A 14,856-nucleotide genomic window follows, 5' to 3' on the forward strand; every position below is an offset into this window, starting at 1 on the left:
CCCGGCGGCTCGCCGCGAGCTCGCGCTCGTGCAGCAGGCTCATGCGGCGCAGCGCACGGTCGAGGTCCGTGCGGTCCAGGTCGTCGTCCATCGTCCTCCCCCTCGTCCGCTGCACAGGAGTGCTGGACGCGCCACCAGATACATGTCGTCGACCACGGGTCTCTTGCACGCCGACGGCGGCCCGTCGTGTCGTCCGGCGCCACCACCCGCGCGGATGCCGCGAGGATGGGCCCATGGACGACGCTCCCCCGACGCGCTTTCCCCGCTGGGTCTACGGCGTGGGGTCGGAGCCCGACGCCCGGTTCTCGCTCGCCAACGAGCGGACGTTCCTCGCCTGGGTCCGCACCTCGCTCGCACTGCTCGCGTCCGGCGTCGCGCTCGAGGCGCTCGACCTGCCCATCGAGGAGCGGCTCCGGTTCGCCGCGGCGCTCGTGCTCGTGGGTGTGGGCGTCGTCGCGCCCGTGGCCGCCTGGATCGGGTGGGCGCGCGGCGAGCGCGCGGTTCGGCAGCGGCTCCCCCTGCCCGCCCCGTCGTCGTTCGGCCTGCTCGTGGTGGGCGTCGTGCTCGCCGGCGGCCTCGTGCTCGTGGGGATGGTGCTCGCGTGAGCGTGTCGGCCGCGCCCGACGAGGGGCTCGCCGCCGAACGGACGCGGCTCGCGTGGCGACGCACCGGCCTGGCGCTCGCCGCCGGGAGCGTCGCCGCGGCGCGGCTGCTGCAGGAGGTCGTCGGCGGTGCCGCGTGGGCGCTCGGGATCGCGGGTCTGGCCGCAAGCGCTGCGCTGCTCGTCGCGGCCTACCAGCGGCACACCGGTGAGCACGCGGGTGGCGGGCGGCTCGTGACGGTGTGCGCGGCGACGGTCGTCGTCATCGGGGTCGCGTCCGTGCTGATGGTGCTCGGCAGGCTCTGAGCCGCGCCCGCTACGGTACGCGGGCCGTCCACGCCGGGTCGGTGAACTTCGACTCCATGAGCGCGGCTGCACGCTCGACCTCGTCGGCGCGGAGCTCGCCGTCGACCGTCGGGTAGCGGGACCGGAAGTGCGCGGCGAACGCGGCGATCACGTCCTCGCGCGGCAGGTGGGTCTGCGAACGGACCGGGTCGACGCGCTTGTTCGCGCTGGCTGTGCCCTTGTCGGACAGCTTCTCGCGGCCGATCCGCAGCACCTGCAGCATCTTGTCCGCGTCGATGTCGTACGACATGGTCACGTGGTGCAGGACAGCACCCCCGACCATCCGCTTCTGCGCCGAGCCCGCGAGCTTGCCGGCCGGTGACGCGATGTCGTTGAGCCCGCTGACGAACGCCTGGACGCCGACGTCCGCGAGCGCGCCGAGCACCCACTGGTTGAGGAACGCGTAGGACTCCTCGAACGTCATGCCGTCGACGAGCGACGCGGGCACGACCAACGAGAACGTGATGCAGTTCCCCGCCTCCATGAACATCGCCCCGCCGCCCGAGATCCGGCGGACCACCGTGATGCCGTAGCGGTCGGCGGCCTCCTGGTCGACCTCGTTGCGCAGCGACTGGAACGAGCCGATGATCACCGCCGGCTCGACCCACTCCCAGAACCGCAGCGTCGGGCCGCGGCGACCCGCGGCGAGCTCCTCTGTGAGGACCTGGTCGAGCGCGGTGTGCATCGCGGGCGGCAGCGGGCCCGGGTGCAGGAGCTCGAAGGTGTGGTCGGACCAGGCGGTCGAGCGGCCCAGCGCGCGACGCACCGCGACGCCGACGGAGTGCGCGTCGAAGCCGACCATCGCGACCTGTCCGACGATGGTGCCGTCGGCCTGCGCAGCGGCCAGCGCGGCCGTCACCGCGTCGGCGAGCACCGCCGTCGTCGAGTCGGCCGGGAGCCCGTCGAGCGCGGTGGAGACCACCGCGAGTGCGTCGTCCGGCTCGAGGAAGAAGTCGCCGCTCACCACGACGTCCTTCAGGGTGTCGTCGACGACCTCCAGGTCGACGACGACGAGCTTGCCACCGGGAACCTTGTACTCACCGTGCACGCGCACCAACCTATGCGACGCGCGCACCCCGGCCGCGCCGTCGAACCCGCCGTGGCGACCGCCGGCACGACCGTCAGCCGCCCACGGGCGGTCCCGTCAGCGCGGTGCGACGCGCCGGTTGCGCAGGCCCCAGATCGCCGAGTCGGTGAGCGCCTCCCACGACGCCTCGAGCAGGTTCGGCCCGACCCCGACCGTGCTCCACGCCGTCTGGCCGTCCGTCATCTCGATGAGCACGCGCGTGATCGCGTCGGTGCCGTGCATCGAGTCGAGGATGCGGACCTTGAAGTCGATGAGCTCGAAGTCCTCGAGCTCCGGGTAGACCCGCACGAGCGCCTGACGCAACGCGTGGTCGAGCGCGTTGACCGGGCCGTTGCCCTCGCCGGTGCTGACGATCCGCTCGCCGCCGGCGTGCAGCTTGACGGTCGCCTCGGCAGTCGCGGGGGTGCCCCGGCCGCCCGCGCGCTCGACGATGGTCCGCCACGACTCGACCGAGAAGTACTGCGGGCGGCGCCCGTCGATCTCCTCGACGAGCAGCAGCTCGAACGACGCGTCGGCCGCCTCGTACGTGTACCCGTTGGCCTCGGCGTCCTTGACGCGCTCCGTCACGCGCCCGAGCAGCTCGGGGCGGCCCGACAGGTCGAAGCCGAGCTCGCGACCCTTGAGCTCGATCGACGCACGGCCGGCCATGTCGGACACGAGCATCCGCATGTCGTTGCCGACGTTGGCCGGGTCGGTGTGCTGGTACAGGTCGGGGTCGACCTTGATCGCCGAGGCGTGGATGCCGGCCTTGTGCGCGAACGCGCTCGCCCCGACGTACGGCTGGCGCGCGAACGGCGAGATGTTCGTGATCTCGGCGATCGCGTGCGCGAGTCGCGTGAGCTCGGGCAGGCCGCCGGGGTGGACACCGTCGGTGCGCAGCACGTTGAGGCCGTACTTGAGCTCGAGGTTCGCGACGATCGAGAGCAGGTCGGCGTTGCCGGTCCGCTCGCCGTAGCCGTTGACGGTGCCCTGGACGTGCGTGCACCCGGCCTCGACGGCCGCGAGCGAGTTCGCGACCGCGCAGCCCGAGTCGTTGTGCGCGTGGATGCCGAGGATCGCGTCCGGCCCGACGGCGCCGCGGATCTCGTGCACGATGTCCGCGACCCAGGTCGGCAGCATCCCGCCGTTGGTGTCGCACAGCGCGACGACCTCGGCGCCCGCCTCGAACCCGGCCAGCACCGCCGCGCGCGAGTACGCGGGATCGAACCGGTAGCCGTCGAAGAAGTGCTCCGCGTCGACGACGACCCGGCGTCCCTCGCGCACGAGGAACTGCACGGTGTCCGCGATCATCGCGATGTTCTCCGCGCCCGTCGTCCGGAGCGCCTTCTCGGCGTGCCGCAGGTCGTGCTTCGCGACGAGCGCGACCACGGGCGCCTCCGAGTCGACGAGCGCCCGGACCTGCGGGTCGTCGACCGCGCGCGTGCCCGCCTTGCGCGTGCTGCCGAACGCGGCGAGCTCCGCGTTGCGCAGGTCGAGCTCCTTGGCGGCGCGCTTGAAGAACTCCGTGTCCTTCGGGACGGCCCCGGGCCAGCCGCCCTCGATGAACCCCACGCCCAGCTCGTCGAGCATCGGCGCGATCGCCAGCTTGTCGGCGACCGAGAGGTTCATGCCCTCCTGCTGGGCGCCGTCGCGCAGGGTCGTGTCGTACACGTGGAACGGGGTGGGGCTCGTGGTCACGATGAGCTCTCTTCGATGCGCTGGTGCCGTGCTCGTGCGTGGTGCTCGTGCGTCCTGCTGATCCTCGTACAGATCGAGCGCCGGTCGGCCGGACGGGGGTGGTGTCCGACCAACAAAAAGACCCCCCGGGGTACGGGAGGTCTGCGCGTCGGGAGGTTGGCCGACGCGCTACTCGATAATGAGCGTGATGGTGGTCACGCCGTCATGGTGGCACACGGGACCCGTCGTGGTCATCCGTTCCACGTGCTGGACATCGCGTGAGCGGTCCGCAGGCCGGGCGGCCCGGCAGGTGCTTCGCTACCTTGACGAGTGGACCCCGACGCCGGCCCGACCGGCGTCCCGCCCGCCGAGGAGGTCGCATGACCGTCCCGCCCCGTGACTCGCAGTACCCGCACCCCGAGCAGCCCGCCGTGCCACCCACGGCACCCGTCGCGCCTGCCGCGCCTGCCGCGCAGCCCGCGATGCCACCCGCCGTGCCACCGCCTCCGCCGGCCGCCGTGCAGCCCGTGGTCCCCGTCGCGGTCCCCGCGCAGGCCGCCGTCCCCGTCGCGACCCCACCTCCGCGCACCCGCGTCGCGATCGACGCGGGCCGCTACTGGGGCGGCGTCGCCGCGACAGCCGTCGTTGCCGCCCTCGTCGGCGTGGTCGGGGTCGTCGTGTTCGAGCGGATCTTCGACATCACGCTCGTCAACAAGGACCCCTTCGGCACCGGCTCGTCGATGGGCGCGTACGTGGTCGGGGCGATCGCGACGACCCTCGTCGCGGCGCTCCTGCTGCAGGTGCTCGTGCTCGCGACGCCCGAGCCGTCGACGTTCTTCGGCTGGATCATGGGCCTCGGCACGCTCGTCGCCGCGCTCCTGCCGCTCACCTGGACCGACGACACGACGGCAGCCCTGTGCAGCGGGCTCGTCAACCTGCTCATCGGCATCGCCGTGTGGTCGCTGCTCACGGGCGTGCTCGCCCGCACGTCGCAGCGCACCATCCCGCTCGTCTGAGCCCCGGCCGCCGCGCGGGGGGCGCACACCCGTGAACGACGACGGCCCCACCCGGTCCTGGGTGGGGCCGTCGTCGTGTCGTCAGACGAGCCGGTGCAGCCAGCCGTGGCGGTCGGTCGCCCGGCCGTACTGGATGTCCGTCAGCTCCGTGCGGATCCGCATGGTCACGGCACCCGCGCCGCCGTCGGCGACCGTGAGGTCGAAGTCGTCGCTCGCGAGCCGCCCGATGGGGGTGATCACGGCCGCGGTGCCGCACGCGAACACCTCGCGGATCGACCCGTCGGCCAGCCCCGCGCGGACCTCGGAGAGGGGCAGGGTGCGCTCGCTGACCTCGTGACCCGCGTCGGTGAGCAGCTGGATGATCGAGCTGCGCGTGACGCCCTCGAGGATCGAGCCGGAGATCGGCGGCGTGATCGCGCTGCCGTCGGCCTTGATCACGAAGACGTTCATGCCGCCGAGCTCCTCCAGCTCGGTGTTGGTCGACGCGTCGAGGAAGCAGACCTGCTCGAAGCCCTTGTCGTAGGCCTGCTGCTGCGGGAGCAGGCTCGCGGCGTAGTTGCCGCCGCACTTGGCCGCACCCGTCCCCCCCGCGCCGGCGCGGTGGAACTCCTGGTCGACCCAGATCGACACCGGCTTCACGCCGCCCGCGAAGTACGGACCGACGGGCGACGCGATGACGAGGAACTCGGCCTCGAGCGAGGGCCGCACGCCGAGGAAGCTCTCCGAGGCGTACATGAACGGCCGCAGGTAGAGGCTCGTCTCCCCGCCGGTGGGCACCCACGCGCGGTCGGTCTGCACGAGCGCCGTGATGGCGCCGAGGAAGTCCGCCTCGGAGACCTCGGGCAGCGCGAGCCGGTGCGCGGACCGGGCGAAGCGCGCCGCGTTGGCCTGCGGCCGGAACGTCCACACCGAACCGTCGGCGTGCGCGTACGCCTTGAGGCCCTCGAAGATCTCCTGGGCGTAGTGCAGCACCGCGGTGGCGGGGTCGAGCTGCAGGGGGCCGTACTTCTCGACGCGACGGTCCTGCCAACCCTCGCCGTGGCGGTAGCTGATCCGAGCCATGTGCTCGGTGAAGACCGTCCCGAACCGCGGGGCGGCCAGGGCGGCCTCCCGGTCGGCGTCGGGGACGGGCGAGTCCGTGCGGTGGATCTCGAAGAGATCGGCGGACGTCGGTGTCGCGAGAGTGCTCATGGTCGGGGGCCTTTCACCAGGGTCGAGTCAGACGCTACCTGGGCGTGCGGCCGGGTGGACAGGTCACGGGTGACCGGTCGCGAACCCGGACGCCGCCGGTGCACGTGCGGGTCCGGTGCGACGGCCGGGGTGGAGCATCGGGAGCCGTCCGGGCGGGATGCCCGACGGCGGCCGGGAGGATCAGCCGGCGATGCGCGCGGCGAGGTCCTTGCCCACCTCGGCCGTCGAACGTACTCGCTCGGCACCGCGACGGTCGGCGATGTCGGCGGCGACCGCCGCCTCCACGCGACGCGCGGCGTCGGTGTGGCCGAGGTGGTCGAGCAGCAGCGCGACCGACAGCACCGTGGCCGTCGGGTCGGCCTTGCCCTGGCCCGCGATGTCGGGCGCCGAGCCGTGGACCGGCTCGAACATGCTCGGGGCCGTGCGGTCCGGGTTGATGTTCGCGGACGCGGCCAGGCCGATGCCGCCGGTGATGGCTGCGGCGAGGTCGGTGAGGATGTCGCCGAACAGGTTGTCGGTGACGATCACGTCGAACCGGCTCGGGTTGGTCACCAGGAAGATCGTGGCCGCGTCGACGTGCAGGTAGTCCACCGTGACGTCCGGGAACTCGGCGTTGATCGCCTCGACCTGGCGGCGCCACAGGTGGCCTGCGTGCACGAGGACGTTGTGCTTGTGCACGAGCGTGAGCTTCTTGCGCGGGCGGGCCGCGGCCCGGGCGAACGCGTCGCGGACCACGCGCTCGACGCCGAACGCGGTGTTGACGCTGACCTCGTTGGCGACCTCGGCGGGCGTGCCGACGCGGATCGCGCCGCCGTTGCCGACGTACGGGCCCTCGGTGCCCTCACGCACGACGACGAAGTCGACGTCCCCCGGGTTGGCGAGCGGGCTCGCGACACCAGGGAACAGCTTGCTCGGGCGCAGGTTCACGTAGTGGTCGAGCGCGAAGCGCAGCTTGAGGAGCAGGCCGCGCTCGAGGACGCCGGACGGGACCGTCGGGTCGCCGATGGCGCCGAGCAGGATCGCGTCGTGCTCGCGGATCGCGTCGAGGTCCGTGTCCGTGAGCGTCTCGCCCGTGGCGTGCCAGCGGCGCGCACCCAGGTCGAAGTCGGTCGTGGAGACCGTGGTCCCGCTGCCGTGCAGCGCGGCCTCGAGGGCCAGGAGGCCCTGCTCGACGACCTCCGTACCGATGCCGTCCCCGGCGACGACGGCGAGGCGGATGTCCTGGGCGGAGGGGCTGTCGACCATGTCCGCCAGCCTAGCCCCTGTCCCACCTGGCGGGACCGCCGTCTCACGTCGCGGTCATCGCCGCGTGCCGACGCTCAGTCCACGGCGGGCGTCGGACCGTCCTTCGGGTAGATCAGCTCGAACCGCTCCGCGACGACCTGCAGGTCCGCGCCGAACCGGTCGTCGCCGAGCACGCGGCGCCAGTACTTCTCGTGCTCCACGCGCCACGACTCGAGGCTGCGGTCGTCCTCCCCCTCGGCCGCCGCGTGCTCCGCGCCGACCTGGTCGAACGGGACGACCTCCACCTCCGTGGTGCGCAGCAGCGCCCGCGGCTCACCCGCGGAGTCGAGCACGATCGACAGGTCGCCCGGCCGCGGCGTCTCCAGGCCCGCGTCCTCGAGCTCGACGAGCGCCGTCGACGTCCCCGTCTTGGTGCCGTCGAGCACGAGACCCAGCAGCTGGTCGGCGAGCGCCGGGTTGTCCCCGAACGACCACGACGGCGGCGGCACGGCGTCGTTCGGCGACTCCCCCAGCACCGGGGAGAGGTTGCCAAACCCGAGGTGCCCGCGGGCCGCCTGCCAGAACGCGGTGACCCGCTCGTCCTCGACCCCGTCGGCCGCCTGCACGTCGTCGGTCATCGTCGCCCTCTCGTCGTCGGTGCGGCCCATCATGGCCGCAAACACGACGGGCGTGCGACCCGGCCGGGGCCAGGACGCACGCCCGTCGGCGTGACGAGGAAGGTCAGCGCGCGGCGCTGCCCTCCACGTAGTCGGTCTCCGAGGGCTTGACCCACGCGAACAGCTTGCGCAGCTCGCGGCCGACCGGCTCGATCGGGTGGTTCTGGCCCTTCTCGCGGAGCGCCTTGAACTCCGGGGCGCCCGCGTCCTGGTCGTCGATGAACCGCTTGGCGAAGGCGCCGTTCTGGATGTCGCCGAGGACCGCCTGCATGTTCGCCTTGACGTCCGGCGTGATGACGCGCGGGCCCGAGACGTAGTCGCCGTACTCGGCCGTGTCGGACACCGACCAGCGCTGCTTGGTGATGCCGCCCTCGAAGATGAGGTCGACGATGAGCTTGAGCTCGTGCAGCACCTCGAAGTACGCGACCTCGGGCTGGTAGCCGGCCTCGGTCAGGGTCTCGAAGCCGTACTGGATGAGCTGCGACACGCCGCCGCACAGGACGGCCTGCTCACCGAACAGGTCGGTCTCGGTCTCCTCGGTGAAGGTCGTCTTGATGCCGGCGGCACGCAGGCCGCCGATCGCCTTGGCGTACGACAGGGCGAGGTCCCACGCGGCGCCCGAGGCGTCCTGCTCGACCGCGACGATCACCGGCACGCCGCGCCCGTCGACGTACTCGCGGCGGACCAGGTGGCCCGGACCCTTGGGCGCGACCATGAGCACGTCGTGCCCGGCGGCCGGCTTGATGTAGCCGAAGCGGATGTTGAAGCCGTGGCCGAAGACGAGCGCCGCGCCGTCCTTGAGGTTCGGCTCGATCTCGTCGCGGTAGACGATCCGCTGCACCTGGTCGGGCGCGAGGATCACGACGACGTCGGCCTCGCGGACCGCGTCGGCCACCGTGGCGACCTTGAGGCCCTGGTTCTCGGCCTTCTCGCGGGACGACGAGCCCTCGCGCAGACCGACGGTCACGTCGACGCCGGAGTCGCGCAGGTTGAGGGAGTGCGCGTGCCCCTGGCTGCCGTAGCCGATGACGGCGACCTTCTTGGACTGGATGACCGACAGGTCGGCGTCGTCGTCGTAGAACAGCTCAGCCACGGTGGATCTCCTCAGGTGATGTGGGGTCGTGCGGGACGAAGGATGTCAGGACGCGCGCGTGACGCGCTCGAGCGCCCGGTCCGTGATCGACCGCGAGCCTCGGCCGATCGCGACGGTGCCGGACTGGACGATCTCGCGGATGCCGAACGGCTCGAGGGCCGCGAGCAGCGCGTCGAGCTTGCCCGGGCTGCCGGTCGCCTCGACGACGACCGTGTCGGGCACCACGTCGACGACGTGCGCGCGGAACAGCTGGACGACCTCGAGCACGCTCGTGCGCTGCGAGGTGTCGGCCTTGACCTTGACGAGCAGCAGCTCGCGCTGCACGGACGCGGCGTCCTCGAGCTCGACGATCTTGATGACGTTGATGAGCTTGTTGAGCTGCTTGGTGACCTGCTCGAGGGGCAGCTCGTCGACGTCGACGACGACGGTGATCCGGGAGATCTCCGCGTGCTCCGTCGGACCCACCGCGAGCGAGTGGATGTTGAACGAGCGGCGCGCGAACAGGCCCGCGACGCGTGTGAGCACACCGGGCTTGTTCTCCACGAGCACCGAGAGGGTGTGACGGGACATGGCTTCAGTCCTCTGTCTCGTTGGGTCGGACTGAGGCTGCATTCCGCTGCAGCCGAGTGCCTTGCTGCGCTGCGGCCCTCAACTTCCGCTGCATTTCGCTCAGTCCTCCCGGTCCCACGCCGGGCTGATGCCCCGGGCGTACTGGATCTTGTCGTTGCTCACGCCCGCGGCGACCATCGGCCACACCATCGCGTCGCGCGAGACGGTGAAGTCGACCACGACCGGCTGGTCGTCGATCTCGAGCGCGCGCTTGATCGTCGCGTCGACGTCCGCCTTCGTCTCGCAGCGCAGCCCCACGCAGCCGTACGCGTCGGCGAGCTTGACGAAGTCGGGGATGTGCACGGTGCCGTGGCCGGTGTGCAGGTCGGTGTTCGAGTAGCGGGACTCGTAGAACAGCGTCTGCCACTGCCGGACCATGCCGAGCGACGAGTTGTTGATGACCGCGACCTTGATCGGGATGTCGTTGATCGCGCAGGTCGCGAGCTCCTGGTTGGTCATCTGGAAGCAGCCGTCGCCGTCGATCGACCAGACGGTCCGGTCGGGCTGGCCGACCTTCGCGCCCATCGCGGCCGGGACCGAGTAGCCCATGGTGCCGAGGCCGCCGGAGTTCAGCCACGAGTTGGGCCGCTGGTACTTGATGAACTGCGCGGCCCACATCTGGTGCTGCCCGACTCCGGCGACGTAGATCGCCTCGGGGCCGGACAGCTCGCCGATGCGGCTGATGACGTGCTGCGGGGCCAGGTGACCGTCGGACGGCTCGTCGTAGCCGAGCGGGAACGTGCCGCGCCACTCGTCGAGCTGCTGCCACCAGGCCTCGAGGTCCGGCTTGCCGTGCTGGCCGTGCTCGCGCTGCAGCTCCGGCAGGAGGTCGGTGAGGACCTCCTTGAGGTCGCCGACGATCGGGACGTCGACCGCGCGGTTCTTGCCGATCTCGGCCGGGTCGATGTCGGCGTGCACCACGGTCGCCTTGGGCGCGAAGCTGGACAGCTGGCCCGTGACGCGATCGTCGAACCGGGCGCCGAGCGCGACGATCAGGTCGGCCTTCTGCAGGGCCGCGACGGCCGCGACCGTACCGTGCATGCCCGGCATGCCGAGGTTCTGCGGGTGCGCGTCGGGCAGGGCGCCGCGGGCCATCAGCGTCGTGACGGCCGGCGCACCCGACGCGTCGACGAGCGCCTGCAGCTCGGCCGCGGCACGCGCTCGGATGACGCCGCCGCCGACGTACAGGACGGGACGACGTGCGGTCGCGAGCAGCCGGGCGGCCTCACGGATCTGCTTGGCGTGCGGCTTGGTGACCGGGTGGTAGCCGGGAAGGGTGAGCTCCTGCGGCCACGAGAACGTGGTCTGGCTCTGCATCGCGGACTTGGCGATGTCGACGAGCACCGGGCCGGGGCGGCCGGTCGACGCGATGTGGAACGCCTCGGCGATGACCCGCGGGATGTCGTCGGGGTTCGTGACCAGGTAGTTGTGCTTGGTGATCGGCAGCGTGATGCCGACGATGTCGGCCTCCTGGAACGCGTCGGTGCCGATGAGCGACGCGCCCACCTGGCCGGTGATCGCGACGAGCGGCACGGAGTCCATGTGCGCGTCGGCGATCGGCGTCACGAGGTTCGTCGCACCGGGGCCCGACGTCGCCATGCACACGCCGACCTTGCCCGTGGCCGACGCGTAGCCGGCGGCCGCGTGACCGCCGCCCTGCTCGTGGCGCACGAGGATGTGGCGCAGGCGGGTCGAGTCCATCAGCGGGTCGTACGTCGGGAGGATCGCGCCGCCAGGGATGCCGAAGACGACCTCGGCGCCGGCCTCCTCGAGCGACCGGACGATCGACTGCGCGCCCGTGACCTTCTCGGGGGCGGCGGGCACACTGCCCGTGACCGTGGCGGCCGGGCGCGCGGCCGGGACGACGACCGCCGGGGTGGCCGGCGCAGCGGCCGGTCCTGTCGAGCGCGGCGGTGCCGGGTGGGGACCCTGGACCATCGTTGTCTCCCTGGGTGGTGCAGCTGGCGTGACGGTGCCGGACAAACGAAAACCCCTCGACGCCATGATCGGCCTGACGAGGGGTGAGCGCGCTGACGAGACCTGGCGGGTGGCCTCAGCCGGCGCGCTCAGGAAGTACTACGAGGATCGTCTGCACGTCGCCGACAGTACGCCGCGTGACGAGGGATGTCACGCCGTCTCACATCGTGGTTCACGAGACCACGCTATGGACACGAGTGCCTAGCTCGAGGCCTCGGCCGGGTCCATGTCGAAGGCAGGCAGGCCGTCGATGCTCGTGCGGTTCTTCAGCCGCCGGTAGTCGGCCTGACCCTCGACGCCCTTGCGCTCCATGTACGGGGGCAGCAGGTCCCGCTCCCCCACGTAGTCCATGAACGGCACGCCGTACCCGCACGAGTCGCTGACCCGCTCGACGTCCACCACCACCACAGCTCGCGCGCCGCGGGTCTCGGGGAACATCCCGACGAGCTCGTCGAACCCCTCGTCGTACAGCGTGACGAACCGGCCCCGGCCGTGCAGGCGCACGATGTTGGGCGGCCCCTCGAACGCGCAGAACATGAGCGTGATCCGGCCGTTGTCGCGCAGGTGGGCGATCGTCTCGGCGCCGCTCGCCGTGAGGTCGACGTAGGCGACCGTGTGGTCGTCGAGCACCACGAACGAGCCGCCGATCCCCTTCGGGGACACGTTGACGTGACCATCCGGGCCGCTGGGCGCGGTGGCGACGAAGAACATGTGCTGCGCGAGGAGGAACGCCCGCAGACGCTCGTCGATCCGCTCGTGGACCTTGCCCATGCGCTCCTCCTCGTCGCCCGCCTGCGACGACCCTACGGCGAGCGGCGAGCGCACGGCCGGGAGGGCCACCGTGCGGACGCGTGGGTCTGCCCCACCGACACGGTCGCGGGACATATCTACCGTTGTCGGACATGACGAGCACCGCGACCACCGCCCCGCCCCAGCGGCCGCCCGCCTCGCGCACCCGACGCCGTCGCCGCACGACTCGCCGCATCAGCTGGGTCGCCGTGCTGCTCACGTCGCTCGCGATCGTCGCGTACTCGGCGGTCCCCTACCTCACGTCCTCGCTCGCGCAGGCCGACCCCGACCGCGCGCCGCTCGCGTCCGCGTACGCGGCGACGCCCACCGTCGTCCAGGTCGCGCTCGTGCTGCACGTGGTCGGCGCCGCCGTCGCGCTGCTCGTCGGCCCGTTCCAGTTCTGGGCGGCGTTCCGGCGCCGGTTCCCGCGGGTGCACAGGTGGCTCGGGCGCACGTACCTCGTCGGCGTGCTGGTCGGCGGGGTCGCGTCGCTCGTCATGGCGCCGTTCAACACGGCCGGGATGGTCGGGTTCTTCGGGTTCGGGACGCTCGGCGTGCTGTGGGTCTGGTCCGGGTGGCGGGCGTACCGGGCGATCCGGTCCGGCGACGTGCGGTCGCACCAGGCGTGGATGATCCGGACCTTCGCGATGACGTACGCGGCGGTGACGCTGCGGACGTGGACGGGCGTGCTCATCGCCGTCCAGGCGTTCGCCGCGGGCGACGGGTTCGACCCTGACGCGGCCTTCCAGAACGCGTACGCGGCGGTGCCGTTCCTCGCATGGCTGCCGAACGTCGTGATCGCCGAGCTCCTCGTCCGGCGGCGCGGGCTGCCCGCGCTGCGGGTCGTCGACCCGCTCCCCGCTCAGGTCGTCGAGCGGCGGTAGACCCGCGCCTCCCACGGCCGCAGCGACCCGGCGGCCCCGGCGTCGTCGTAGTTGCCCAGCAGCAGCGTGCTGCCCTCGTCGAACGCCCACGCGTCCCCCACGTCGACCGTCTGCTCGTCGCCCGTGAAGTTGCCCAGCACCAGCAGGGACTCGTCGCCGAGGCGGCGCGTGAACGCGTAGACGTGCTCGTCGTCGGGCAGCAGCATCGTGAAGTCGCCGAGCGCGACCACCGGATCCTCGTGCCGCAGCGCGACGAGCCGGCGGTAGTGATGGAACACGGAGCGCGGGTCGGCCCGCTCGGCCTCCGCGTTGACCGTCGGGTAGTTGGCGTTCACCGGCAGCCACGGCGTACCCGTCGTGAAACCCGCGTGCTCCGACGCGTCCCACTGCACCGGGGTGCGGGCGTTGTCGCGGCTCATCCGGGCGAGGCCCTCGAGCAGCTCGTCGTCGGTCGAGTGCCCGCGGGCACGCGCCTCCGAGATGTGCCGCAGCGACTCGATGTCCTGGTAGTCCTCGAACCGCGTGAAGTGCGCGTTCGTCATCCCGAGCTCCTCGCCCTGGTAGACGTACGGCGTCCCGCGGTGCAGGTGCAGCACCGTCGCGAGCATCGTCGCGGACTCCCGGCGGTAGACGCCGTCGTCGCCGAACCGGGACACGATGCGCGGCTGGTCGTGGTTGTCCCAGTAGAGGCTGTTCCAGCCGGCGTCAGCGAGGCCGGACTGCCAGCGCCCGAACGACGTCTTGAGGTCGGTCAGCCGCAGCGGCCGCGTGTCGAACTTGCCTCCCGGACCGTGGTCCAGCCCGACGTGCTCGAACTGGAACACCATGTCGACCTCGGCGCGGGCCGGGTCGGTGAACAGGCGTGCGTCCTCGATCGTGACGCCCGGCATCTCGCCCACCGCGAGCAGCTGCTCCGGGTGGTCGGCGAAGACCTCCCGGTGCATCTCGGCGAGGAACTCGTGGATGCGCGGGCCGCACGTGTAGAACGGCGAGCCGTCGGCCCACAGCCCGCCGTGCACCACGCCGTCGCGCAGCGGCACCTCCTTGGACACGAGGTTGATGACGTCCATGCGGAAGCCGTCGACCCCACGGGCCAGCCACCAGCGCATCATGTCGTAGACGGCGTGCCTGACCTGCGGGTTCTCCCAGTTGAGGTCCGGCTGCTTGCGGCTGAACAGGTGCAGGTAGTACTCCTGCGTCTCCTCGTCGAGCTCCCACACCGGACCTGAGAAGAACGAGCCCCAGTTCGTCGGCTCCGCGCCGGGTTGGCCCGGCTCCGTGCCGGGGCGGGCCGGCCGCCACCAGTACCAGTCGCGCTTCTCACTGTCCTTCCCCGAGCGCGAGTCGACGAACCACGGGTGCTCGTCGGACGTGTGGTTGACCACGAGGTCCATGACGAGCCGGATGCCGTGCGCGTGCAGCGCCCCGATGAGCTCGTCGAGGTCGTCGAGCGTGCCGAACACCGGGTCGACGTCCTGGTAGTCGCTGATGTCGTACCCGTTGTCGTCCTGCGGTGAGGAGTACACGGGCGAGAGCCAGACGACGTCGACCCCCAGCTCGACGAGGTGGTCGAGGTGCTGCAGGATCCCCGGGATGTCGCCGATGCCGTCGCCGTCCGAGTCGGCGAACGAGCGCGGGTAGATCTGGTAGACGACGGCCTTCGTCCACCACGGCGCGTCGTCGACGGTCCAGCTCATGCGGTCAGCC

Annotated in this window: 14 protein-coding genes; 4 read left to right on the plus strand and 10 right to left on the minus strand. The window is 71.8% G+C overall.

Annotation, left to right across the window (positions count from 1 at the left end; all coding sequences use genetic code 11):
* Nucleotides 1-233 precede the first annotated feature (233 nt).
* Nucleotides 234-605, plus strand: coding sequence for a DUF202 domain-containing protein (locus J7523_RS04535; RefSeq protein ID WP_291882782.1), 372 nt, complete (start codon nt 234-236; stop codon nt 603-605).
* Nucleotides 602-907 (plus strand): DUF202 domain-containing protein, encoded by a 306-nt coding sequence (locus J7523_RS04540; protein ID WP_291882785.1) that lies wholly within the window; start codon nt 602-604, stop codon nt 905-907. Before J7523_RS04535 ends, J7523_RS04540 begins: the two co-directional genes overlap by 4 nt.
* A gap of 10 nt (nt 908-917) precedes the next feature.
* Here the strand turns inward: J7523_RS04540 and J7523_RS04545 are convergent, their stop codons facing one another.
* Both J7523_RS04545 and cimA read right to left on the minus strand, forming a co-directional pair.
* Nucleotides 918-1,994, minus strand: a complete 1,077-nt coding sequence (locus J7523_RS04545) for a biotin/lipoate A/B protein ligase family protein (protein WP_291882787.1) — start codon at nt 1,992-1,994, stop codon at nt 918-920.
* 96 nt (nt 1,995-2,090) lie between these two features.
* Nucleotides 2,091-3,710 carry a citramalate synthase gene (gene cimA, locus J7523_RS04550; RefSeq protein WP_291882790.1) on the minus strand — a complete coding sequence of 540 codons (1,620 nt, stop codon included), beginning with the start codon at nt 3,708-3,710 and terminating at the stop codon, nt 2,091-2,093.
* Nucleotides 3,711-4,069: 359 nt separating this feature from the next.
* On the opposite strand from cimA, the gene J7523_RS04555 reads away from it, so the two are divergent.
* Nucleotides 4,070-4,705, plus strand: a complete 636-nt coding sequence (locus J7523_RS04555) for a hypothetical protein (protein ID WP_291882793.1) — start codon at nt 4,070-4,072, stop codon at nt 4,703-4,705.
* An 81-nt stretch (nt 4,706-4,786) separates the two neighbouring features.
* On the opposite strand, the gene J7523_RS04560 is transcribed toward J7523_RS04555, so the two are convergent.
* The 7 genes from J7523_RS04560 to J7523_RS04590 form a co-directional block, all read right to left on the minus strand.
* On the minus strand, nt 4,787-5,896 hold the full coding sequence (locus tag J7523_RS04560) for a branched-chain amino acid aminotransferase (protein ID WP_291882796.1): 1,110 nt from the start codon (nt 5,894-5,896) through the stop codon (nt 4,787-4,789).
* 180 nt (nt 5,897-6,076) lie between these two features.
* The gene (locus J7523_RS04565; protein WP_291882799.1) at nt 6,077-7,141 is read right to left on the minus strand and encodes a 3-isopropylmalate dehydrogenase; all 1,065 of its coding nucleotides are present in this window, start codon (nt 7,139-7,141) and stop codon (nt 6,077-6,079) included.
* A 74-nt stretch (nt 7,142-7,215) separates the two neighbouring features.
* Nucleotides 7,216-7,758, minus strand: coding sequence for an ASCH domain-containing protein (locus tag J7523_RS04570; RefSeq protein WP_291882802.1), 543 nt, complete (start codon nt 7,756-7,758; stop codon nt 7,216-7,218).
* Between the two features lie 103 nt (nt 7,759-7,861).
* Entirely contained in the window at nt 7,862-8,890 is a 1,029-nt protein-coding gene (gene ilvC, locus J7523_RS04575) for a ketol-acid reductoisomerase (protein ID WP_291882804.1), read from the minus strand.
* 45 nt (nt 8,891-8,935) lie between these two features.
* Nucleotides 8,936-9,460, minus strand: coding sequence for an acetolactate synthase small subunit (gene ilvN, locus J7523_RS04580; RefSeq protein WP_291882806.1), 525 nt, complete (start codon nt 9,458-9,460; stop codon nt 8,936-8,938).
* Nucleotides 9,461-9,559: 99 nt separating this feature from the next.
* Nucleotides 9,560-11,437: an acetolactate synthase large subunit gene (locus J7523_RS04585; protein WP_291882809.1), complete on the minus strand. Its 1,878-nt coding sequence runs from the start codon at nt 11,435-11,437 to the stop codon at nt 9,560-9,562.
* A gap of 240 nt (nt 11,438-11,677) precedes the next feature.
* Nucleotides 11,678-12,247, minus strand: coding sequence for a pyridoxamine 5'-phosphate oxidase family protein (locus J7523_RS04590; protein WP_291882811.1), 570 nt, complete (start codon nt 12,245-12,247; stop codon nt 11,678-11,680).
* 131 nt (nt 12,248-12,378) lie between these two features.
* On the opposite strand from J7523_RS04590, the gene J7523_RS04595 reads away from it, so the two are divergent.
* The gene (locus J7523_RS04595; protein WP_291882813.1) at nt 12,379-13,149 is read left to right on the plus strand and encodes a DUF2306 domain-containing protein; all 771 of its coding nucleotides are present in this window, start codon (nt 12,379-12,381) and stop codon (nt 13,147-13,149) included.
* Here J7523_RS04595 and J7523_RS04600 read toward each other — a convergent pair.
* Complete coding sequence (locus J7523_RS04600) at nt 13,128-14,846, minus strand: alpha-glucosidase (RefSeq protein ID WP_291882817.1); 1,719 nt, start codon at nt 14,844-14,846, stop codon at nt 13,128-13,130. The two genes, J7523_RS04595 and J7523_RS04600, sit on opposite strands and share 22 nt — an antisense overlap.
* Nucleotides 14,847-14,856 lie beyond the last annotated feature (10 nt).

Source organism: Cellulomonas sp., assembly GCF_017744555.1.
GTDB lineage: Bacteria > Actinomycetota > Actinomycetes > Actinomycetales > Cellulomonadaceae > Cellulomonas.

Bases quoted from the DNA above. Each gene is read 5' to 3' on its own strand.
- J7523_RS04535 (WP_291882782.1), top strand. From the start codon at position 234: ATGGACGACGCTCCCCCGACGCGCTTTCCCCGCTGGGTCTACGGCGTG.
- J7523_RS04555 (WP_291882793.1), top strand. From the start codon at position 4,070: ATGACCGTCCCGCCCCGTGACTCGCAGTACCCGCACCCCGAGCAGCCC.
- J7523_RS04560 (WP_291882796.1), bottom strand. From the start codon at position 5,896: ATGAGCACTCTCGCGACACCGACGTCCGCCGATCTCTTCGAGATCCAC.
- J7523_RS04565 (WP_291882799.1), bottom strand. From the start codon at position 7,141: ATGGTCGACAGCCCCTCCGCCCAGGACATCCGCCTCGCCGTCGTCGCC.
- J7523_RS04570 (WP_291882802.1), bottom strand. From the start codon at position 7,758: ATGACCGACGACGTGCAGGCGGCCGACGGGGTCGAGGACGAGCGGGTC.
- ilvN (WP_291882806.1), bottom strand. From the start codon at position 9,460: ATGTCCCGTCACACCCTCTCGGTGCTCGTGGAGAACAAGCCCGGTGTG.
- J7523_RS04585 (WP_291882809.1), bottom strand. From the start codon at position 11,437: ATGGTCCAGGGTCCCCACCCGGCACCGCCGCGCTCGACAGGACCGGCC.
- J7523_RS04590 (WP_291882811.1), bottom strand. From the start codon at position 12,247: ATGGGCAAGGTCCACGAGCGGATCGACGAGCGTCTGCGGGCGTTCCTC.
- J7523_RS04595 (WP_291882813.1), top strand. From the start codon at position 12,379: ATGACGAGCACCGCGACCACCGCCCCGCCCCAGCGGCCGCCCGCCTCG.
- J7523_RS04600 (WP_291882817.1), bottom strand. From the start codon at position 14,846: ATGAGCTGGACCGTCGACGACGCGCCGTGGTGGACGAAGGCCGTCGTC.